Below are 14,945 nucleotides of genomic sequence, written 5' to 3'. Positions count from 1 at the left end.
GGCTCAAAAACCCGCTGCGGCGGGTTTTTTTATCTGTAATATTTATTTGTATGACTTTTGCCTCCTTCACCTGCCATTCAGTTGACAGATGATGCGCCCATGGATGAAACATTATTGTGAACAGATTATTTTCCTCACATGTGATGCCTTTCCGCGCCCTCATCGACGCTTGTTGGAAAGAAAAATATACTGCTTCCCGCTTCACCCGCGACCTGATCGCCGGGATAACGGTTGGGATCATTGCCATTCCACTGGCGATGGCGCTGGCAATAGGCAGTGGCGTTGCTCCGCAGTACGGTCTGTATACCTCAGCCGTTGCTGGGATTGTTATCGCCCTTACCGGGGGCTCGCGCTTTAGCGTATCTGGCCCAACCGCCGCCTTCGTGGTGATTCTGTATCCGGTGTCGCAACAGTTTGGGCTGGCAGGCCTGCTGGTTGCCACGCTCATGTCCGGGATATTCCTGATCCTTTTCGGCCTCGCCCGCTTTGGTCGTTTGATCGAATATATTCCGGTCTCCGTGACGTTAGGTTTTACCTCAGGTATCGGTATCACCATCGGTACCATGCAGATTAAAGATTTTCTCGGCCTGCAAATGACCCACGTGCCAGAGCACTATTTGCAGAAGGTGGGCGCGCTATTTATGGCCTTGCCGACCATCAACGTGGGTGATGCCGCGATTGGCGTGGTGACACTGGGGATCCTGATTTTCTGGCCGCGTCTGGGTATCCGATTACCGGGCCACCTTCCCGCACTACTGGCAGGCTGTGCGGTAATGGGTATCGTGAACCTGACCGGCGGCCATGTCGCCACCATCGGATCTCAGTTCCACTATATTCTGGCTGACGGCTCGCAGGGCAATGGTATCCCACAGTTGCTGCCGCAACTGGTATTACCTTGGAATATGCCAGAGTCAAACTTTACTCTGAGCTGGAGCTCGTTACAGGCGCTGTTACCGGCAGCCTTCTCGATGGCAATGCTCGGGGCGATCGAATCTCTGCTGTGCGCCGTCGTACTCGATGGGATGACCGGCACCAAACACAAAGCTAACAGTGAACTGATTGGTCAGGGACTGGGCAACATCGTCGCACCGTTCTTTGGCGGCATCACCGCCACGGCGGCAATTGCCCGTTCTGCGGCAAACGTCCGCGCGGGTGCAACCTCGCCAATCTCAGCGGTTATCCATGCGATTCTGGTGATCCTTGCCCTGCTGGTGCTTGCACCGCTGCTTTCCTGGTTACCGCTTTCCGCCATGGCCGCCCTGCTGCTAATGGTGGCATGGAACATGAGTGAAGCGCATAAAGTGGTGGATTTGCTGCGTCATGCGCCGAAAGACGACATCATCGTCATGCTGATGTGTATGTCGCTGACGGTGCTGTTCGATATGGTTATCGCCATCAGCGTCGGTATCGTTCTTGCATCTCTACTGTTTATGCGTCGTATTGCGCGCATGACGCGTCTGGCGCCGGTTAACGTAGACGTACCGGACGATGTGCTGGTGTTGCGCGTCATTGGCCCGCTATTCTTTGCCGCGGCGGAAGGATTATTTACCGATCTCGAGTCGCGTATTGAAGGTAAACGCATCGTAGTCTTGAAGTGGGACGCGGTCCCGGTACTGGATGCCGGTGGTCTGGACGCTTTCCAGCGCTTTGTGAAAAAGCTGCCTGAAGGCTGCGAGCTGCGGGTATCTAACCTGGAATTTCAGCCGCTGCGCACCATGGCGCGCGCCGGTATTCAGCCGATTCCCGGTCGTCTGGCATTCTTCCCGAATAAAGACGCCGCTTTAGCGGATATTAAATAGCAAAAAGGCTCCCGTGAATGGGAGCCTTTTTATTGCCGGATGCGCTTCTCTTATCCGGCCTACAAAACCCAAACGTTGCGCCGACCCCGTAGGCCCGATAAACGCAGTGCCACCGGGCAATTACGCGCTTAAAATGCTCAATGCCGTTGCCTTCACGCTGGCCAGCAGGACTTTCACATCTTCCAGGCACACCGTCGGGTTCAGCAGCGTCAGCTTCAGGCAGGTGATGCCATCCGCTTCAGTCACGCCGACGTTGGCGCTACCTGAAGCCAGCAGCACGTCGCCAATACGCTGGTTCAGCAGCGCAACGAACGCCATATCGTCGCTTTCAGGACGGAAGCGGAACAGCACGCTTGCCAGCTGTGGTTCCATCACCAGTTCAAGATGCGACTGGGTTTTGACAAACTCAGCAACATCACGCGCCAGCGTTACGCCATTATCAATGATTTCGGCATACTGCTTTTTGCCCAGCGCTTCGAGGCCCATCCACAACTTCAGCGCATCGAAACGACGCGTGGTCTGCAGCGACTTCGATACCAGGTTTGGTACGCCAGCCTCTTCATCGAAATCAGAGTTCAGGTACGCCGCCTGGTAACGCATCAGCTCGTAGTGGCGCGCATCTTTTAACAGGAACGCACCGCAACTGATGGTCTGGAAGAACTGCTTGTGGAAATCCAGTGTCACGGAATCTGCCAGCTCAAGGCCGTTGAGGAAGTGACGATACTGCTCAGAAAGCAGTAACGCCCCGCCCCATGCCGCATCCACGTGCATCCAGATCTGATGTTCTGCCGCCAGCGCCGCAATATCCGCTAACGGATCGATGGCGCCCGCATCTGTCGTACCAGCCGTCGCAACAATGGCCATCACCTGCTCACCGTTGGCTTTCGCCTGGGCCAGCTTGTCTTTCAGGTCAGCCAGATCCATGCGTGAAAACGCATCGGTCTTCACCTGGGTGACGGAGCGGTAGCCCAGCCCCATTAACGCCATGTTCTTCTGCACGGAGAAGTGCGCGCTTTCAGAGCAGAACACTTTAATTTTGCTCAGATCACCGGTCAGACCATCTTGCTGAATGGAATGTCCCAAGCGAGCAAAGAAGGCGTCGCGCGCCAGCATCAGGCCCATCAGATTGCTCTGGGTGCCGCCGCTGGTGAACACGCCGGCATCGCCTGCCGCATAACCCACCTGCTCACGTAGCCATTCGATCAGTTTGATCTCAATGATCGTGGCCGACGGGCTTTGGTCCCAGGAGTCCATACTCTGGTTAGTGGCGTTGATCAGCACTTCCGCCGCCTGGCTAATCACCAGGCTTGGGCAGTGCAGGTGCGCCACGCACTGAGGATGGTGAACCAACAGGCTGTCTTTGAGAAAGTATTCAACCGCACGCTCAATAGCGGCCTGGTTGCCCAGGCCCTGAGACGTAAAATTCAGGTTGATACGTTCACGCAGTTGTTCAACGGTTTTGCCCTGATACATCTCAGGCTGCTTCAACCATTCAACGACCGCTTGCGTACTCTGCTCGATAGCGTCCTGATAGGCGGCGATGCTTTGCGCCGAGCCGGACAGAATCGGGTTTACGTCTGACATTCGATCCAACTCCGTTTAAACCGGCTTCACGCCAGCGCCCAGCAGGGCGTTTTCGAATTTATCGAGGAAAATTTCCAGCTCAGCGTTGGTGATCAGCAGAGACGGCAGCAGACGCAGCACGCAGCCGTTGCGGCCACCACGCTCCAGAATCAGCCCGTTTTCGAAGCATTTCTTCTGCAGCAACGCAGACAGCTCGCCATCAGCCGGGTAGCAACCCATATGATCCTGCGCTTCGTTCGGATTCACGATTTCCAGGCCGATCATCAGGCCCAGACCACGCACCTGGCCGATAACCGGGTAGCGTTTCTGCAGGTCAGTCAGTTTGCCTTTCAGCCACTCGCCCTGGGCGGCAACTTTATCGGCAATCTTGTCGTCTTTGAGGATCTTCAGCGTTGTCAGACCGGTCGCCATCGCCAGTTGGTTGCCGCGGAAGGTGCCAGTGTGGTGGCCCGGAGCCCACGCATCGAATTGCTTTTTAATGCCCAATACCGCCAGTGGCAGACCGCCACCAACCGCTTTGGACATCACAATGATGTCTGGCTCAATGCCAGCGTGTTCGAAGGCGAACAGCTTACCGGTACGTGCGAAACCAGCCTGAACTTCATCGATGATCAGCAGAATGCCGTGTTCCTGAGTCACTTTACGAATGCGTTGCAGCCATTCGACCGGAGCCGGATTCACGCCACCTTCGCCCTGCACCGCTTCGAGGATTACGGCAGCCGGTTTACGCACGCCGCTTTCAACGTCGTTGATCAGGTTTTCGAAGTAGTAAGTTAATGCTTTGACGCCAGCGTCGCCGCCGATACCCAGCGGGCAACGGTACTGATGTGGATACGGCATAAACTGCACTTCCGCCATCATATTGCTGACCGCTTCTTTCGGCGACAGGTTGCCGGTCACGGACAGCGCGCCGTGGGTCATCCCGTGGTAGCCGCCGGAGAAACTAATGATGCTGGAACGGCCGGTCACTTTCTTCGCCAGCTTCAGCGCCGCTTCAACAGCATCTGCACCGGACGGACCGGTGAACTGCAGGCAATATTCTTTGCCCTGGCCCGGTAATAAAGAAAGTAAATATGATGAGAATTCATCTTTTAACGGCGTGGTAAGGTCAAGCGTATGTAACGGTAAGCCGCTTGTGATGACACTTTGAATGCTCTGCAGCACTTCAGGATGGTTATGACCAAGCGCCAGGGTTCCGGCACCTGCCAGGCAATCAAGATATTGATTATTTTCTACATCAGTAATCCAGACGCCCTGCGCTTTAGCGATTGCTAATGGCAGTTTACGTGGATAGCTGCGGACATTAGATTCAAACTCAGCCTGTCTTGCTAAAAAGGTATCATTGCTCTGTGGTAATGAATTAGCACTTAAAGTATCAATACGGACTTTATCCGTCATCATATCACTCCTACAACCAGGTGTAGATTAACGCCTGATTGAATAAATGGTTATAAGGATTACCTGTAAAAAAGCGCGGCTAATATATGTTGTTTTAGCTTAGGACTCAATCATTTATTTTTTTGCATCAGAAATAACAACTTTCCCCTTAAAAATCAAAGCACAAAGACCATCCGCCATTACTAAATCCTAAAGAAATATAGCTATTTAATTAACAATGTTGTCGCTAATTGCTACGCAGACAATGTAATAAAAACCATGAGATTTTCATGTTTTTATTATTTTTTTACACGTTTTTACCATTAATAATGTAGGCACTTTCTTGTTACGACATGATTTTTCACTTATTTGCCTATAAACCGAATAAAAAAGTCGATCCCTTAATATAAATCACTTAGTATGGCGCGCTTATTTGCAGGCTTTGTAAATAAAATTAATGCGCAGCACCCGGTAACGCGTACAGGCGACACTCGTTATCGACAACAGGTATACCCTGGGTTGTCAGCAGAAATGTTCGCGGGCGGACATTTCGTAAGGTGAACTTTGTTCCCTTATGCCGAGAATGAAAATTTTCTAGCCATACTTTTATGGCGCCCTGATATGAGATTGTTATGACTCGCATTTATCCACCATCCGTCGTTGCCAAATTTGGCGGCACCAGCGTCGCTGATTTTGATGCGATGAACCGAAGCGCCAGCATTGTCCTTGCTGATCAAGATGTCCGTTTAGTCGTTTTGTCTGCTTCAGCAGGCGTGACAAACTTACTGGTCGAGCTTTCTGAAGGTCTGGAAACGCATCAACAATTAGATAAGCTTGAGACTTTACGCGCCATCCAATACAACATTATTTCCCGCCTGAAGCAGCCTTCCGTTATCAGCACGGAAATCGATAATCTTCTCAACAATATACATCGTCTTGCACAAACGGCGATGGTTTCACCGTCTGATGCGTTAAGCGATGAATTAGTCAGCCATGGCGAGCTGATGTCCTCACTACTGTTTACTGAAGTCTTACGTGAACGGCAGGCCGAGGCCGAGTGGTTTGACGCCCGCTGCGTGATGCGTACTAACGCGAACTTCGGCTGCGCCGAACCCGAGCTTGGCACACTGCACCACCAGGTGGAGACTCACCTGCGCCCTCGTCTTGAGCAAGCGATTATGGTGACTCAGGGATTTATCGGGCGTGATGCCGCAGGACACACCACAACGCTTGGACGCGGCGGTAGTGATTACACGGCTACGCTTCTCGGTGAGGCGCTTCACGCCACACGCGTTGACATCTGGACCGACGTCGCAGGGATCTACACCACCGACCCACGCATTGCGCCGCGGGCCAAACGAATCGACCATATCTCATTTTCCGAGGCCAGCGATATGGCCGCCTACGGTGCGAAGGTCCTCCACCCGGCTACGCTACTCCCGGCAATGCGTAAAAGCATTCCGGTCTTTGTTGGCTCAAGTAAGGATACTGCCGCCGGAGGTACGTTGGTGCACAACACCACCGATAATCCACCTCGCTATCGTGCGCTCGCCGTGCGTCGTAAACAGACGCTGTTGCGGTTACACAGTCTGGAGAAGCAACCTTCCTGCTCTTTCCTGGCGCAGTCCTTCGCCATTTTGGCTCGCCACGCTGTCACGGTGGATTTGGTTACAACCTCAGAGAATAGTATTGCGCTGGCGCTGGACGCCACTCATGCAACCTCAGGTGAAGACCATGTGCTGACCACCGCATTGTTTACCGCATTATCCTCCCACTGTCGTGTGGAAGTGGAAACCGGGCTGGCGTTGGTCACTTTGGTGGGGAATCAACTCACACAGGCTGCGGGAGTTTGCAAAGACGTTTTTGCCTGGCTTGAAGAGCATACGGTACGAATGATTTGCCATGGAGCATCGAACGACAACCTGTGCATCCTGTTACCGGCTGACGATGCAGACAGCGCGATTAGAGCATTACATTACCGGTTATTCGAATAATTCTTCTCTTATTCTGTCGCATCCAGTTTAAGCAATGATCATAAACAAGCAGAGCCCTGGTTTTATAACCGGGGCTCTTCATTCTGACCACCGCCCTCTCAACAGAGGGAGGATTTAGTTATGACGGTGATTGGTGTCACCACGACGGCAGCGTTTGTCATAATGACGTACCCACCAGTAACGGTCACTGATTTGTTCGTGTCCACCCACTCTGGCACCTGCTAACCAGAGAATACCGCCAACAAAAATACTGAGCACCGCACCATGTGCGAAAAACTGCGGCAGATTAAATTGCGGCAACTGGTTTAAAATTGAATAACCCACACCCACAACCATTACCACCAACCCTAAAGCCATGAGCACGTTACCGAGTAGCGAAGCGTTTTTGCGTTTCATGTGTCACCTCCGGAACTTTGGGTTGTTACAGGGAATACCCCTAATCCTTATGTGTAAAGTATAGACAACACTGCCGTTCGCAAGTGCGGGAGCGATCACAATTACAAACACTCATGCAACAAAACTTTACAAATAAGCCACTGAACATACTCATTTTCTAATAGTCCCTTTGTGCAATTATTCAGCTTTTGGCGATAAGCACGCAGTTTTTTGTCAAGCGCACCGTCAGACAGTAAACTACACGTCGTTTATCGAAACACTCAGGACAAAACACGTGGCGATTAAATTGATTGTCGGCCTGGCGAACCCCGGCGCAGAGTATGCGGCAACGCGACACAATGCAGGCGCATGGTATGTCGATCTACTGGCAGAGAGATTACGCGCCCCCCTGCGCGATGAGCCGAAATTCTTCGGTTACACCTCCCGCGTAACGCTTGAAGGTGAAGATGTCCGTCTGCTGGTACCGACCACATTTATGAATCTTAGCGGCAAGGCCGTCGGCGCGATGGCCAGTTTTTATCGTATTAACCCCGATGAAATTTTGGTCGCGCACGATGAATTAGACCTGCCTCCTGGCGTCGCCAAATTTAAGCTTGGCGGAGGTCATGGCGGACATAATGGCCTGAAAGACATCATTAGCAAATTGGGTAATAACCCCAACTTTCATCGTTTACGCGTTGGAATAGGCCATCCGGGCGATAAAAACAAAGTTGTCGGATTTGTTTTAGGCAAACCGCCTGTTTCAGAACAGAAGTTAATTGATGAAGCGATTGACGAAGCGGCACGTTGTACCGAGATTTTGTTCAAAGATGGCCTGACCAAAGCTACGAGCCGGTTACACACCTTTAAAGCGCAATAAGCAGTGATGTGCGGCATTTTTCTCGCGTGCTGTGTATAATAGGCAAAGTTATTTACATTTCTACAATCTGTTTTCCATAACAGGTTGAATATCAAAAGATTAAGGTGATTTAAACATGGGATTCAAATGCGGTATCGTCGGTTTGCCAAACGTAGGCAAATCCACCCTGTTCAACGCGCTCACAAAAGCGGGTATTGAAGCGGCAAACTTCCCGTTCTGTACTATCGAGCCGAACACGGGTGTTGTCCCGATGCCCGATCCGCGTCTGGATCAGCTGGCCGAAATCGTCAAACCACAGCGTATCCTGCCTACAACGATGGAATTCGTCGACATTGCCGGTCTGGTAAAAGGCGCGTCCAAAGGTGAAGGTCTGGGTAACCAATTCCTTACCAACATCCGTGAAACCGAAGCTATCGGCCACGTGGTGCGTTGCTTTGAAAACGACAACATCATCCACGTTAATAACAAAGTGGATCCGGCTGACGACATCGAGGTTATCAATACCGAACTGGCGCTGTCTGACCTGGATACCTGTGAGCGTGCTATCCATCGTGTGCAGAAGAAGGCCAAAGGCGGTGACAAAGACGCTAAAGCGGAACTGGCTGCGCTGGAAAAATGCCTGCCACAGCTGGAAAACGCCGGCATGCTGCGCGCGCTGAAAACGCTGACTGACGAAGACAAAGCGGCCATCAAATACCTGAGCTTCCTGACCCTGAAGCCAACCATGTATATCGCTAACGTCAACGAAGACGGTTTTGAGAACAACCCGTACCTCGACAAAGTGCGCGAAATCGCGGCTGCCGAAGGTTCTGTTGTGGTTGCCGTTTGCGCTGCCGTTGAAGCTGACATCGCAGAACTCGATGATGCTGACCGTGAAGAATTCATGGCTGAAATGGGTCTGGAAGAGCCGGGCCTGAACCGCGTTATCCGTGCTGGCTACGAATTGCTGAACCTGCAGACCTACTTCACCGCTGGTGTGAAAGAGGTCCGTGCATGGACCATTCCTGTCGGTGCCACGGCTCCGCAGGCAGCCGGTAAAATCCATACCGACTTCGAGAAAGGCTTTATCCGCGCGCAAACCATCGCGTTTGAAGACTTCATTACCTATAAAGGTGAGCAAGGCGCGAAAGAAGCTGGGAAAATGCGTGCCGAAGGTAAGGACTATATCGTCAAAGATGGCGATATCATGAACTTCCTGTTCAACGTCTAAATAAAATTTGTTGTCTTATGAGATCTCAACACATCTCATAAGAATCACAAAAACCTATAAAATCCACGCAATTGCGTGGATTTTTTATTTCGTAATGTCTCAACTCATCTCGTCACAACACCGTCAAAAATGATTACATATTGACACTGGCTCCTTCGTGAAGCAGACCGTCCTACAGTTTCTCCAGAATTAAACACGCTTCACGATTAAGCGTAATGAACTCCTGCCAGCTATATTGCTGTTGGTAGTTAAGCTGATACTGCTTCTCTACCTGGCAAATAAGCGGACGTGTTTCATAAATCGCACACAGCTTTGTCTCCATCTGATAGTGCTGACAAATGCCATCACCGCGATCTAGAAATTGCGTTTCACTGGCGCGATCGACGTGGCGGCAACAAGCGCCGCACTGGTTACAGGGAAACGCGGGCGTTAGCGTCATAGCTTACTTAACCAGCTACGCACAGAGCGGGTATTCCCTGCTTCAAACGGTAGCGTAATATTACGGCGCTCAACCTCTGCACGCAGCAACAAACCGCGCTCAATTTCACTATTCACCGCGTTAAGATGCAGCGAGAAACGCGATAACGCAGACGTATCAATAGCAAACTCTAACGCCGAAAGCTCCAGTAGATAACGATCGAGTTCAACATTCACCTGCTGATAATACTCTAGTGCTTTTTGATACTTATCTTTAAACGTATCCAGAAACGCCCAGACCTTTTTCATCAATGCGCTGTGTTCCAGGAAGTAGTTCATTACCAGCGTCAGAATACCTGTCGCCAGCGCACCGCAGAACGCGGCCAGTTCCGGACCAAAAGGAAAGACGAGCATCTTGGCTAAAGCATCATTAACCACCACTCCAGCAGCCACGGCCACACCTGCAGCCACCAGCTTGCTCACCGCTTTAGCTAGCTGCCCCGGCGTTAACCCCTCAGGGTTAAAGACCATAACTTTAAAGGCCTGTACCAAATTGTTCCACATCTCACGAATCAGGCGCACCATCATCTTCTTAGTCGTAAAGAAGATATTGAAGAGCGTCGTCGTAATGCTGGAGAGCACGCCACCGATGGCACCGTCTTTAAAGGACGTCAGGAAAGTGCTGAATTTACCCTGCACTCGCTGCCAGACTGCGCGTAATGCCTCCGCCGCATCTTGCAGGAAGTCTCCGGCATCGAATGAACGACGATGCTTCTCAAACATCACGGGAATACGCTCGCGGAACTCAAACCAGGTCTCTGCCAGAACCAGCCCCAACATCTGCCGCGTTCCCATGCGAAATGCATTGTTCATTGTGGCGGTGGCGACATTCTTCGCAAACTTGCTGCTGGTGTAATATTCCCCATTGATCGTACTGTTGTATTTTGCCCGCGCCTTTTTGTCGGCCTCTTTCATCCGTTCAAAATCGGCGGCGGCTTTATTTTCCAGCTTATTCAGTTGTTTTTGCTCTTGCTCGGAAAGCGTTGGCTGGCTGCGCAAACGGGCAATTTCCTGCGTGGTCACAGCATGCTGTTCTTGTAGCGTTTGCACGAAGGCATCCATCGTTTTCGCCTTCTTCGCCTTATTCAGCGACTCATTCGTGAAGGTCAGATTTGATGAATCATTAGCCAGATCGGCACCATCGCATTCGGCAAGGATACGCCCTGGATCGTTGTGAATTTCATGGGCGGCAATAATATGGTCGAGGTTCTTTTTATCATTAGCCGCAAATTTCTCACCGGTGTAGGTATCGGTCAACGTACCGGCCTCGTGCGCCTTTTTTCCCGCCTGGTTGGTGGCAATGTAGTTTTCGTGGCTATGGTAATGATGAGAATCATACCCTTCACGTTGCTCGTACCGTTGACGCTCGGCATCGGTAGCATACACTCCCTCGCGAGCGTTATGAATGGTATTCACATCGCCGCCGTGTTTATCCTCCAGCAAGAGAAAATCCAACCCAAAAGAGGTGGTCAGACTCTTGACCACCGTCTGATGTAACTCTTCACCCCAGTCAAACCTGGCTGTGTTCATTGTGCTCGCCCATAGCAATGCCGGGCAGATTCGCCCGGCGAGTCGATTAAATACGAGAAGAAAATGCGTCAAACTCAGAAGCAGAAGCCGCCAGTTTTTCGTCCAGAATCTCTTTGTTCAGCAGGTTCATACCATTGCTGTCGGTCTGCAGTTGGATCACCCCATCTTCGATAATGGCTTCACCGTTTTCCTGCGTCACCGGCTTGAACAGCGGCGTGGTGATCACGTCGGTCATGATGGCGGCTAATTCATAACCATGGTCGATAATCGCCATGATCTCTTCCGACTCACTAATCTCGGTAGTGATATTCTTCTCATGACGTTCAACAATGATGGCATGCATCGCTTTCAGCGGCTCAAAGTAATGCTGAATAAAGACGCTATGCATACGGGTTATTGATTCATAAATGCTATTTACATACTGCTGCACCTTCGTCAGCTGCGCTTCAGCCGCATTCATTTTTTCCACCGCCGCGGTCACTTCACGGGAGCTTTGATAAGCATTGTTAAGCGCCTTTTCGGCATGGCTATCGTAAGCCCAGCCCGCAATAGCAATCAGCGGAGCCACCACTGCACCGCCAAGCACCATCGCGCCGCCCGCCATCCCCCAACCACCTGCGGCCAGGGAACCACCACCAATCGCCGCCATTGTGGCGTTATACGCCGCCGCACCAGACAGGGCGGCGATCGGCGTACCGGTAGAAGCTGCGGCAAACGCCATCACGCCGCTGTACACGGCAAAACCAGCGGCAGCACCAGAAACCCCGGCTCCGACGACCGTCGTCAGGTATTCCGTGGCGGAAATCGCCAGGTTCTGAATTTTATTGATGTTATGCTGTGGTACCTTCAGACGAAGATCTTTATGCCCATCTTTCGCCATACGCGCCAGCAGATCGTCGGCAATCGTTTTAAACTCATTGAAATCTTTACCGATTTCCAGCTCTTTTTCACCCAGTTCGGCCAGTTTTTTCGACGTTGTTTCATTTGCCAGATCAAAGCTCTCTTTATGCTTATCAAAGCGACGCTGCGCGCGATCTAATACATCATCAGCTTCCGATTTTTTCTGATAGCCATCATAAGCTTTTTTGCCGCCAAACGCCGTTGCCGCTGCCGCGACGCCCAGAATAATGAATGGTAATGCCATAGATAATAATCTCCTGTGCAATAAGTCGTTGTTACCCGCTACGCATCACATTCCTGAACAGGAACTGAGTCGCGATCGCCAGTGATGTAGTTATGCAGTAAGTTGATGACCGTTTTTTTCAACCATTCTGGTTCCAGAATTTCTATATTCGGTAACCAGAATAGAATTAGTGGAATAATTTGATTCTCATGTGCTGCCTTACAAAGCAAAGTCACGCCATCATTCTCTTCGCGAATCAATTCTTGCTGAGGCAGTAAGTCTCGTCTTAAGAAGTAGCCAGCAATACTGTGTTTAATACGCACCCGCACCTCAAACGTCTCTTCACTCACCCAAGGATCGCGATGCTCATCAATTAATGACAGTGTGGGTGTATCGACAGCAAAATGCTCTTTCCGGATATCCAACCACCGAATTTTACTTAACGAAAAAGACTTTAGTTTCCCGTCCTCAGTCGCCTGCAGATACCAAATATTTTTCTGGTTAGCTAATTTATAAGGATGAACGGTGCGCGTTTTGTCTTTATATAAAATATGACAGACGCTGTTTTTCTGAATCGCTTTTTCTAATAAGTTAAAATACTTTCGCAAATCATTTCTGACTGAATGCTCAGGACGACCAAACTGAACTCTAACATGCTGTTCTGCAGCTCTTTTCTCTAAGCTAAGCCAAAAATCCTCATCTCTGTCAGGAAAAACCGCGTCGGCGTCCAGCAGCTTTGCCAGTGGATCATGAAGGGCATAGGCGCTACTATTCTGCGCTCGAATCGGTATCAATCGATACTCTCCGCCACCACACCCCTCAATAAAGGAGGAAAGCATATTAAGATCACGATAGACCGTTCGTTCAGTGATATTAAATTTCTTCATCAACTGATAGCGATTCACAACGCCACAAGTTTGTAGCTCTATTAGGATATCGACTAAACGTTCTGCTGAGCAACTCCTTGCTGAATCAGCCATAAGCACCTACTTTTCTGTTTTCCTGACATGAATTATATATAAAATGCTGACATATCCTGTCAGTGTATCGGCACGTTGATCATTTTTTTTAGAGAAATCGGCAATTTATTTGACCGTTAGTCGCATTGGGCAATTTTTAGGGGCAAAAAGCTCTCCTCGTCAAGAGTAACTACCAGAGATATACAGCCAAAAGACCGCCTGCATACATACTCAACAAACTGGCTAACGGCTATCTCTTCCACTAAGCCAAATTTACAATGTGTTGATACGTTAACATTAATAAATAACGGTTATTTTATTGAAACCCAAAATTTCGGCGAGCGTTTAATACACGACCCAACTTTGAGCCTTGTGCGCTAAACAGTGACTTAACAGTACCTCCACGTTTCAGCTTTGTAACATCCACCAGCAAATTAGCGATTCCCTCCACATAATGCACTCATTCCTCCGGTTGATGAAAGGAAGCGATTGGGTTAATCATATTGAGGCGCGCGGAAGCCAGGGGCTGTCTACCCGCACGGTATCGCGGTGATCGAGCCCCTGGATAAGATGCAGTGCACTCAGACGACCAATTTCATAGTGCGGTAGCTGTACTGTGGATAGCGGCGGCAAAAACAGCTCGCCGGTGCCTACCATGTTGTCATAGCCCAGTACGGCAACATCCTGCGGAATGCGCAGCCCTCGCCCCAGCAAGACCTGGTAGATAACAAAAGCCACGCGGTCGTTACCGCATACCACCGCATCAAACATCGGACGCGTGCCACTCAGGTAATGCCCGGCAATCTCCGCCGCATCAATATGGTGACTCTCGCCCGCCGGAAGATAGTGGTGGAACATGGCATCAGGGTCTACGCCCGCTTCACGACAGGCGCGCTCCATTCCCGCCCGGCGGCGATCGGTGGCCACAATCCCTTTTGGCAGGTGTATGCACAGCAGCCGACGATAGCCTGCGGCCAACAGCGCTTTCACGCCAAGATATTGCCCTTGCTCATCATCAGGAATATAGGTGGGAAAAGGACCACTGATGCTTTCGCAGTTCGCCAGCACGCAGCGATACTTATGCAGCTTTTCCGGCACCGGAACCTGACGCAGCCCCATCGCGGTGTAGATAATGCCGTCAGGGCGATGCGCCAGCAGCAGATCCACCATTTTCTCTGGCTGGTCATTGCTGAACATATTCACCACAAAGCTATTCCAACCGTGCGCCCGCGCGGTCTCTTCGATAGAGAGCGTTATCTCCACGGAAAACGGCGTGGTCATGGTGTCCAGCGCTAACACCCCGATAGTGTTAGCCGTGGTTTTCGCGCCACGAATTTTTTTCGCGGAGAGATCGGAGACATACCCCAGCGCATCTACCGCTTCCATCACCTTTTTATAGGTTTCTGGCCGCAGTCGTTCGGGCTCGTTAATCGCTCGCGATACGGTCATTAACGAGACGTTAGCCCGTTGCGCCACATCCTTTAAAGATGCCATACCCTCTCCTTTGACGGCGTTCACCCTTCCGGGTCTGAAAATGCGATCTTGATAACACCCGCAAAATGTTAACGTTAACTTTTGTGATTAACATCGATATTACCATCAATTCCGCGAGAAAACCGAGAATGTTAACGTTATCT

12 protein-coding genes are annotated in these 14,945 nt (G+C 50.8%); 4 read left to right on the top strand and 8 right to left on the bottom strand.

The window, feature by feature from the left end:
* Positions 1–116 precede the first annotated feature (116 nt).
* Positions 117–1,799, top strand: coding sequence for a C4-dicarboxylic acid transporter DauA (dauA, locus tag GFB57_RS14855; protein ID WP_003020797.1), 1,683 nt, complete (start codon positions 117–119; stop codon positions 1,797–1,799).
* Positions 1,800–1,919: 120 nt separating this feature from the next.
* Here dauA and GFB57_RS14850 read toward each other — a convergent pair whose 3' ends face one another.
* Both GFB57_RS14850 and GFB57_RS14845 read right to left on the bottom strand, forming a co-directional pair.
* Positions 1,920–3,383 carry an aspartate aminotransferase family protein gene (locus tag GFB57_RS14850; RefSeq protein WP_003020799.1) on the bottom strand — a complete coding sequence of 488 codons (1,464 nt, stop codon included), beginning with the start codon at positions 3,381–3,383 and terminating at the stop codon, positions 1,920–1,922.
* A 15-nt stretch (positions 3,384–3,398) separates the two neighbouring features.
* On the bottom strand, positions 3,399–4,784 hold the full coding sequence (locus GFB57_RS14845; RefSeq protein WP_003020802.1) for a diaminobutyrate--2-oxoglutarate transaminase: 1,386 nt from the start codon (positions 4,782–4,784) through the stop codon (positions 3,399–3,401).
* Between the two features lie 608 nt (positions 4,785–5,392).
* On the opposite strand from GFB57_RS14845, the gene lysC reads away from it, so the two are divergent.
* On the top strand, positions 5,393–6,754 hold the full coding sequence (lysC, locus tag GFB57_RS14840; protein WP_003020806.1) for a lysine-sensitive aspartokinase 3: 1,362 nt from the start codon (positions 5,393–5,395) through the stop codon (positions 6,752–6,754).
* A gap of 114 nt (positions 6,755–6,868) precedes the next feature.
* On the opposite strand, the gene ychH is transcribed toward lysC, so the two are convergent.
* The gene (ychH, locus tag GFB57_RS14835; RefSeq protein ID WP_003020810.1) at positions 6,869–7,150 is read right to left on the bottom strand and encodes a stress-induced protein YchH; all 282 of its coding nucleotides are present in this window, start codon (positions 7,148–7,150) and stop codon (positions 6,869–6,871) included.
* 274 nt (positions 7,151–7,424) lie between these two features.
* On the opposite strand from ychH, the gene pth reads away from it, so the two are divergent.
* Both pth and ychF read left to right on the top strand, forming a co-directional pair.
* On the top strand, positions 7,425–8,009 hold the full coding sequence (gene pth / locus GFB57_RS14830; RefSeq protein ID WP_003020814.1) for an aminoacyl-tRNA hydrolase: 585 nt from the start codon (positions 7,425–7,427) through the stop codon (positions 8,007–8,009).
* Between the two features lie 115 nt (positions 8,010–8,124).
* Entirely contained in the window at positions 8,125–9,219 is a 1,095-nt protein-coding gene (gene ychF, locus GFB57_RS14825; RefSeq protein WP_003020818.1) for a redox-regulated ATPase YchF, read from the top strand.
* 172 nt (positions 9,220–9,391) lie between these two features.
* Here the strand turns inward: ychF and GFB57_RS14820 are convergent, their stop codons facing one another.
* From GFB57_RS14820 to GFB57_RS14800, 5 genes are all read right to left on the bottom strand, one after another.
* Positions 9,392–9,658: a YkgJ family cysteine cluster protein gene (locus GFB57_RS14820; protein ID WP_003020821.1), complete on the bottom strand. Its 267-nt coding sequence runs from the start codon at positions 9,656–9,658 to the stop codon at positions 9,392–9,394.
* Entirely contained in the window at positions 9,655–11,226 is a 1,572-nt protein-coding gene (locus GFB57_RS14815) for an ATP--cob(I)alamin adenosyltransferase (RefSeq protein WP_003020825.1), read from the bottom strand. Before GFB57_RS14815 ends, GFB57_RS14820 begins: the two co-directional genes overlap by 4 nt.
* A gap of 46 nt (positions 11,227–11,272) precedes the next feature.
* A complete protein-coding gene (locus GFB57_RS14810; RefSeq protein ID WP_003020828.1) occupies positions 11,273–12,370 on the bottom strand; it encodes a hypothetical protein in 1,098 nt (365 codons plus the stop codon).
* Positions 12,371–12,408: 38 nt separating this feature from the next.
* Entirely contained in the window at positions 12,409–13,329 is a 921-nt protein-coding gene (locus tag GFB57_RS14805; protein ID WP_003020833.1) for a WYL domain-containing protein, read from the bottom strand.
* 477 nt (positions 13,330–13,806) lie between these two features.
* Positions 13,807–14,802 carry a LacI family DNA-binding transcriptional regulator gene (locus tag GFB57_RS14800; RefSeq protein ID WP_003020837.1) on the bottom strand — a complete coding sequence of 332 codons (996 nt, stop codon included), beginning with the start codon at positions 14,800–14,802 and terminating at the stop codon, positions 13,807–13,809.
* Positions 14,803–14,945: the final 143 nt, after the last annotated feature.

The organism is Citrobacter sp. S39, from assembly GCF_009495675.1.
Classification (GTDB): Bacteria; Pseudomonadota; Gammaproteobacteria; order Enterobacterales; family Enterobacteriaceae; genus Citrobacter; species Citrobacter freundii.
The sequence above is the reverse complement of the archived record's forward strand: the minus strand, read 5'-3'. Positions and strand labels throughout refer to the sequence as shown.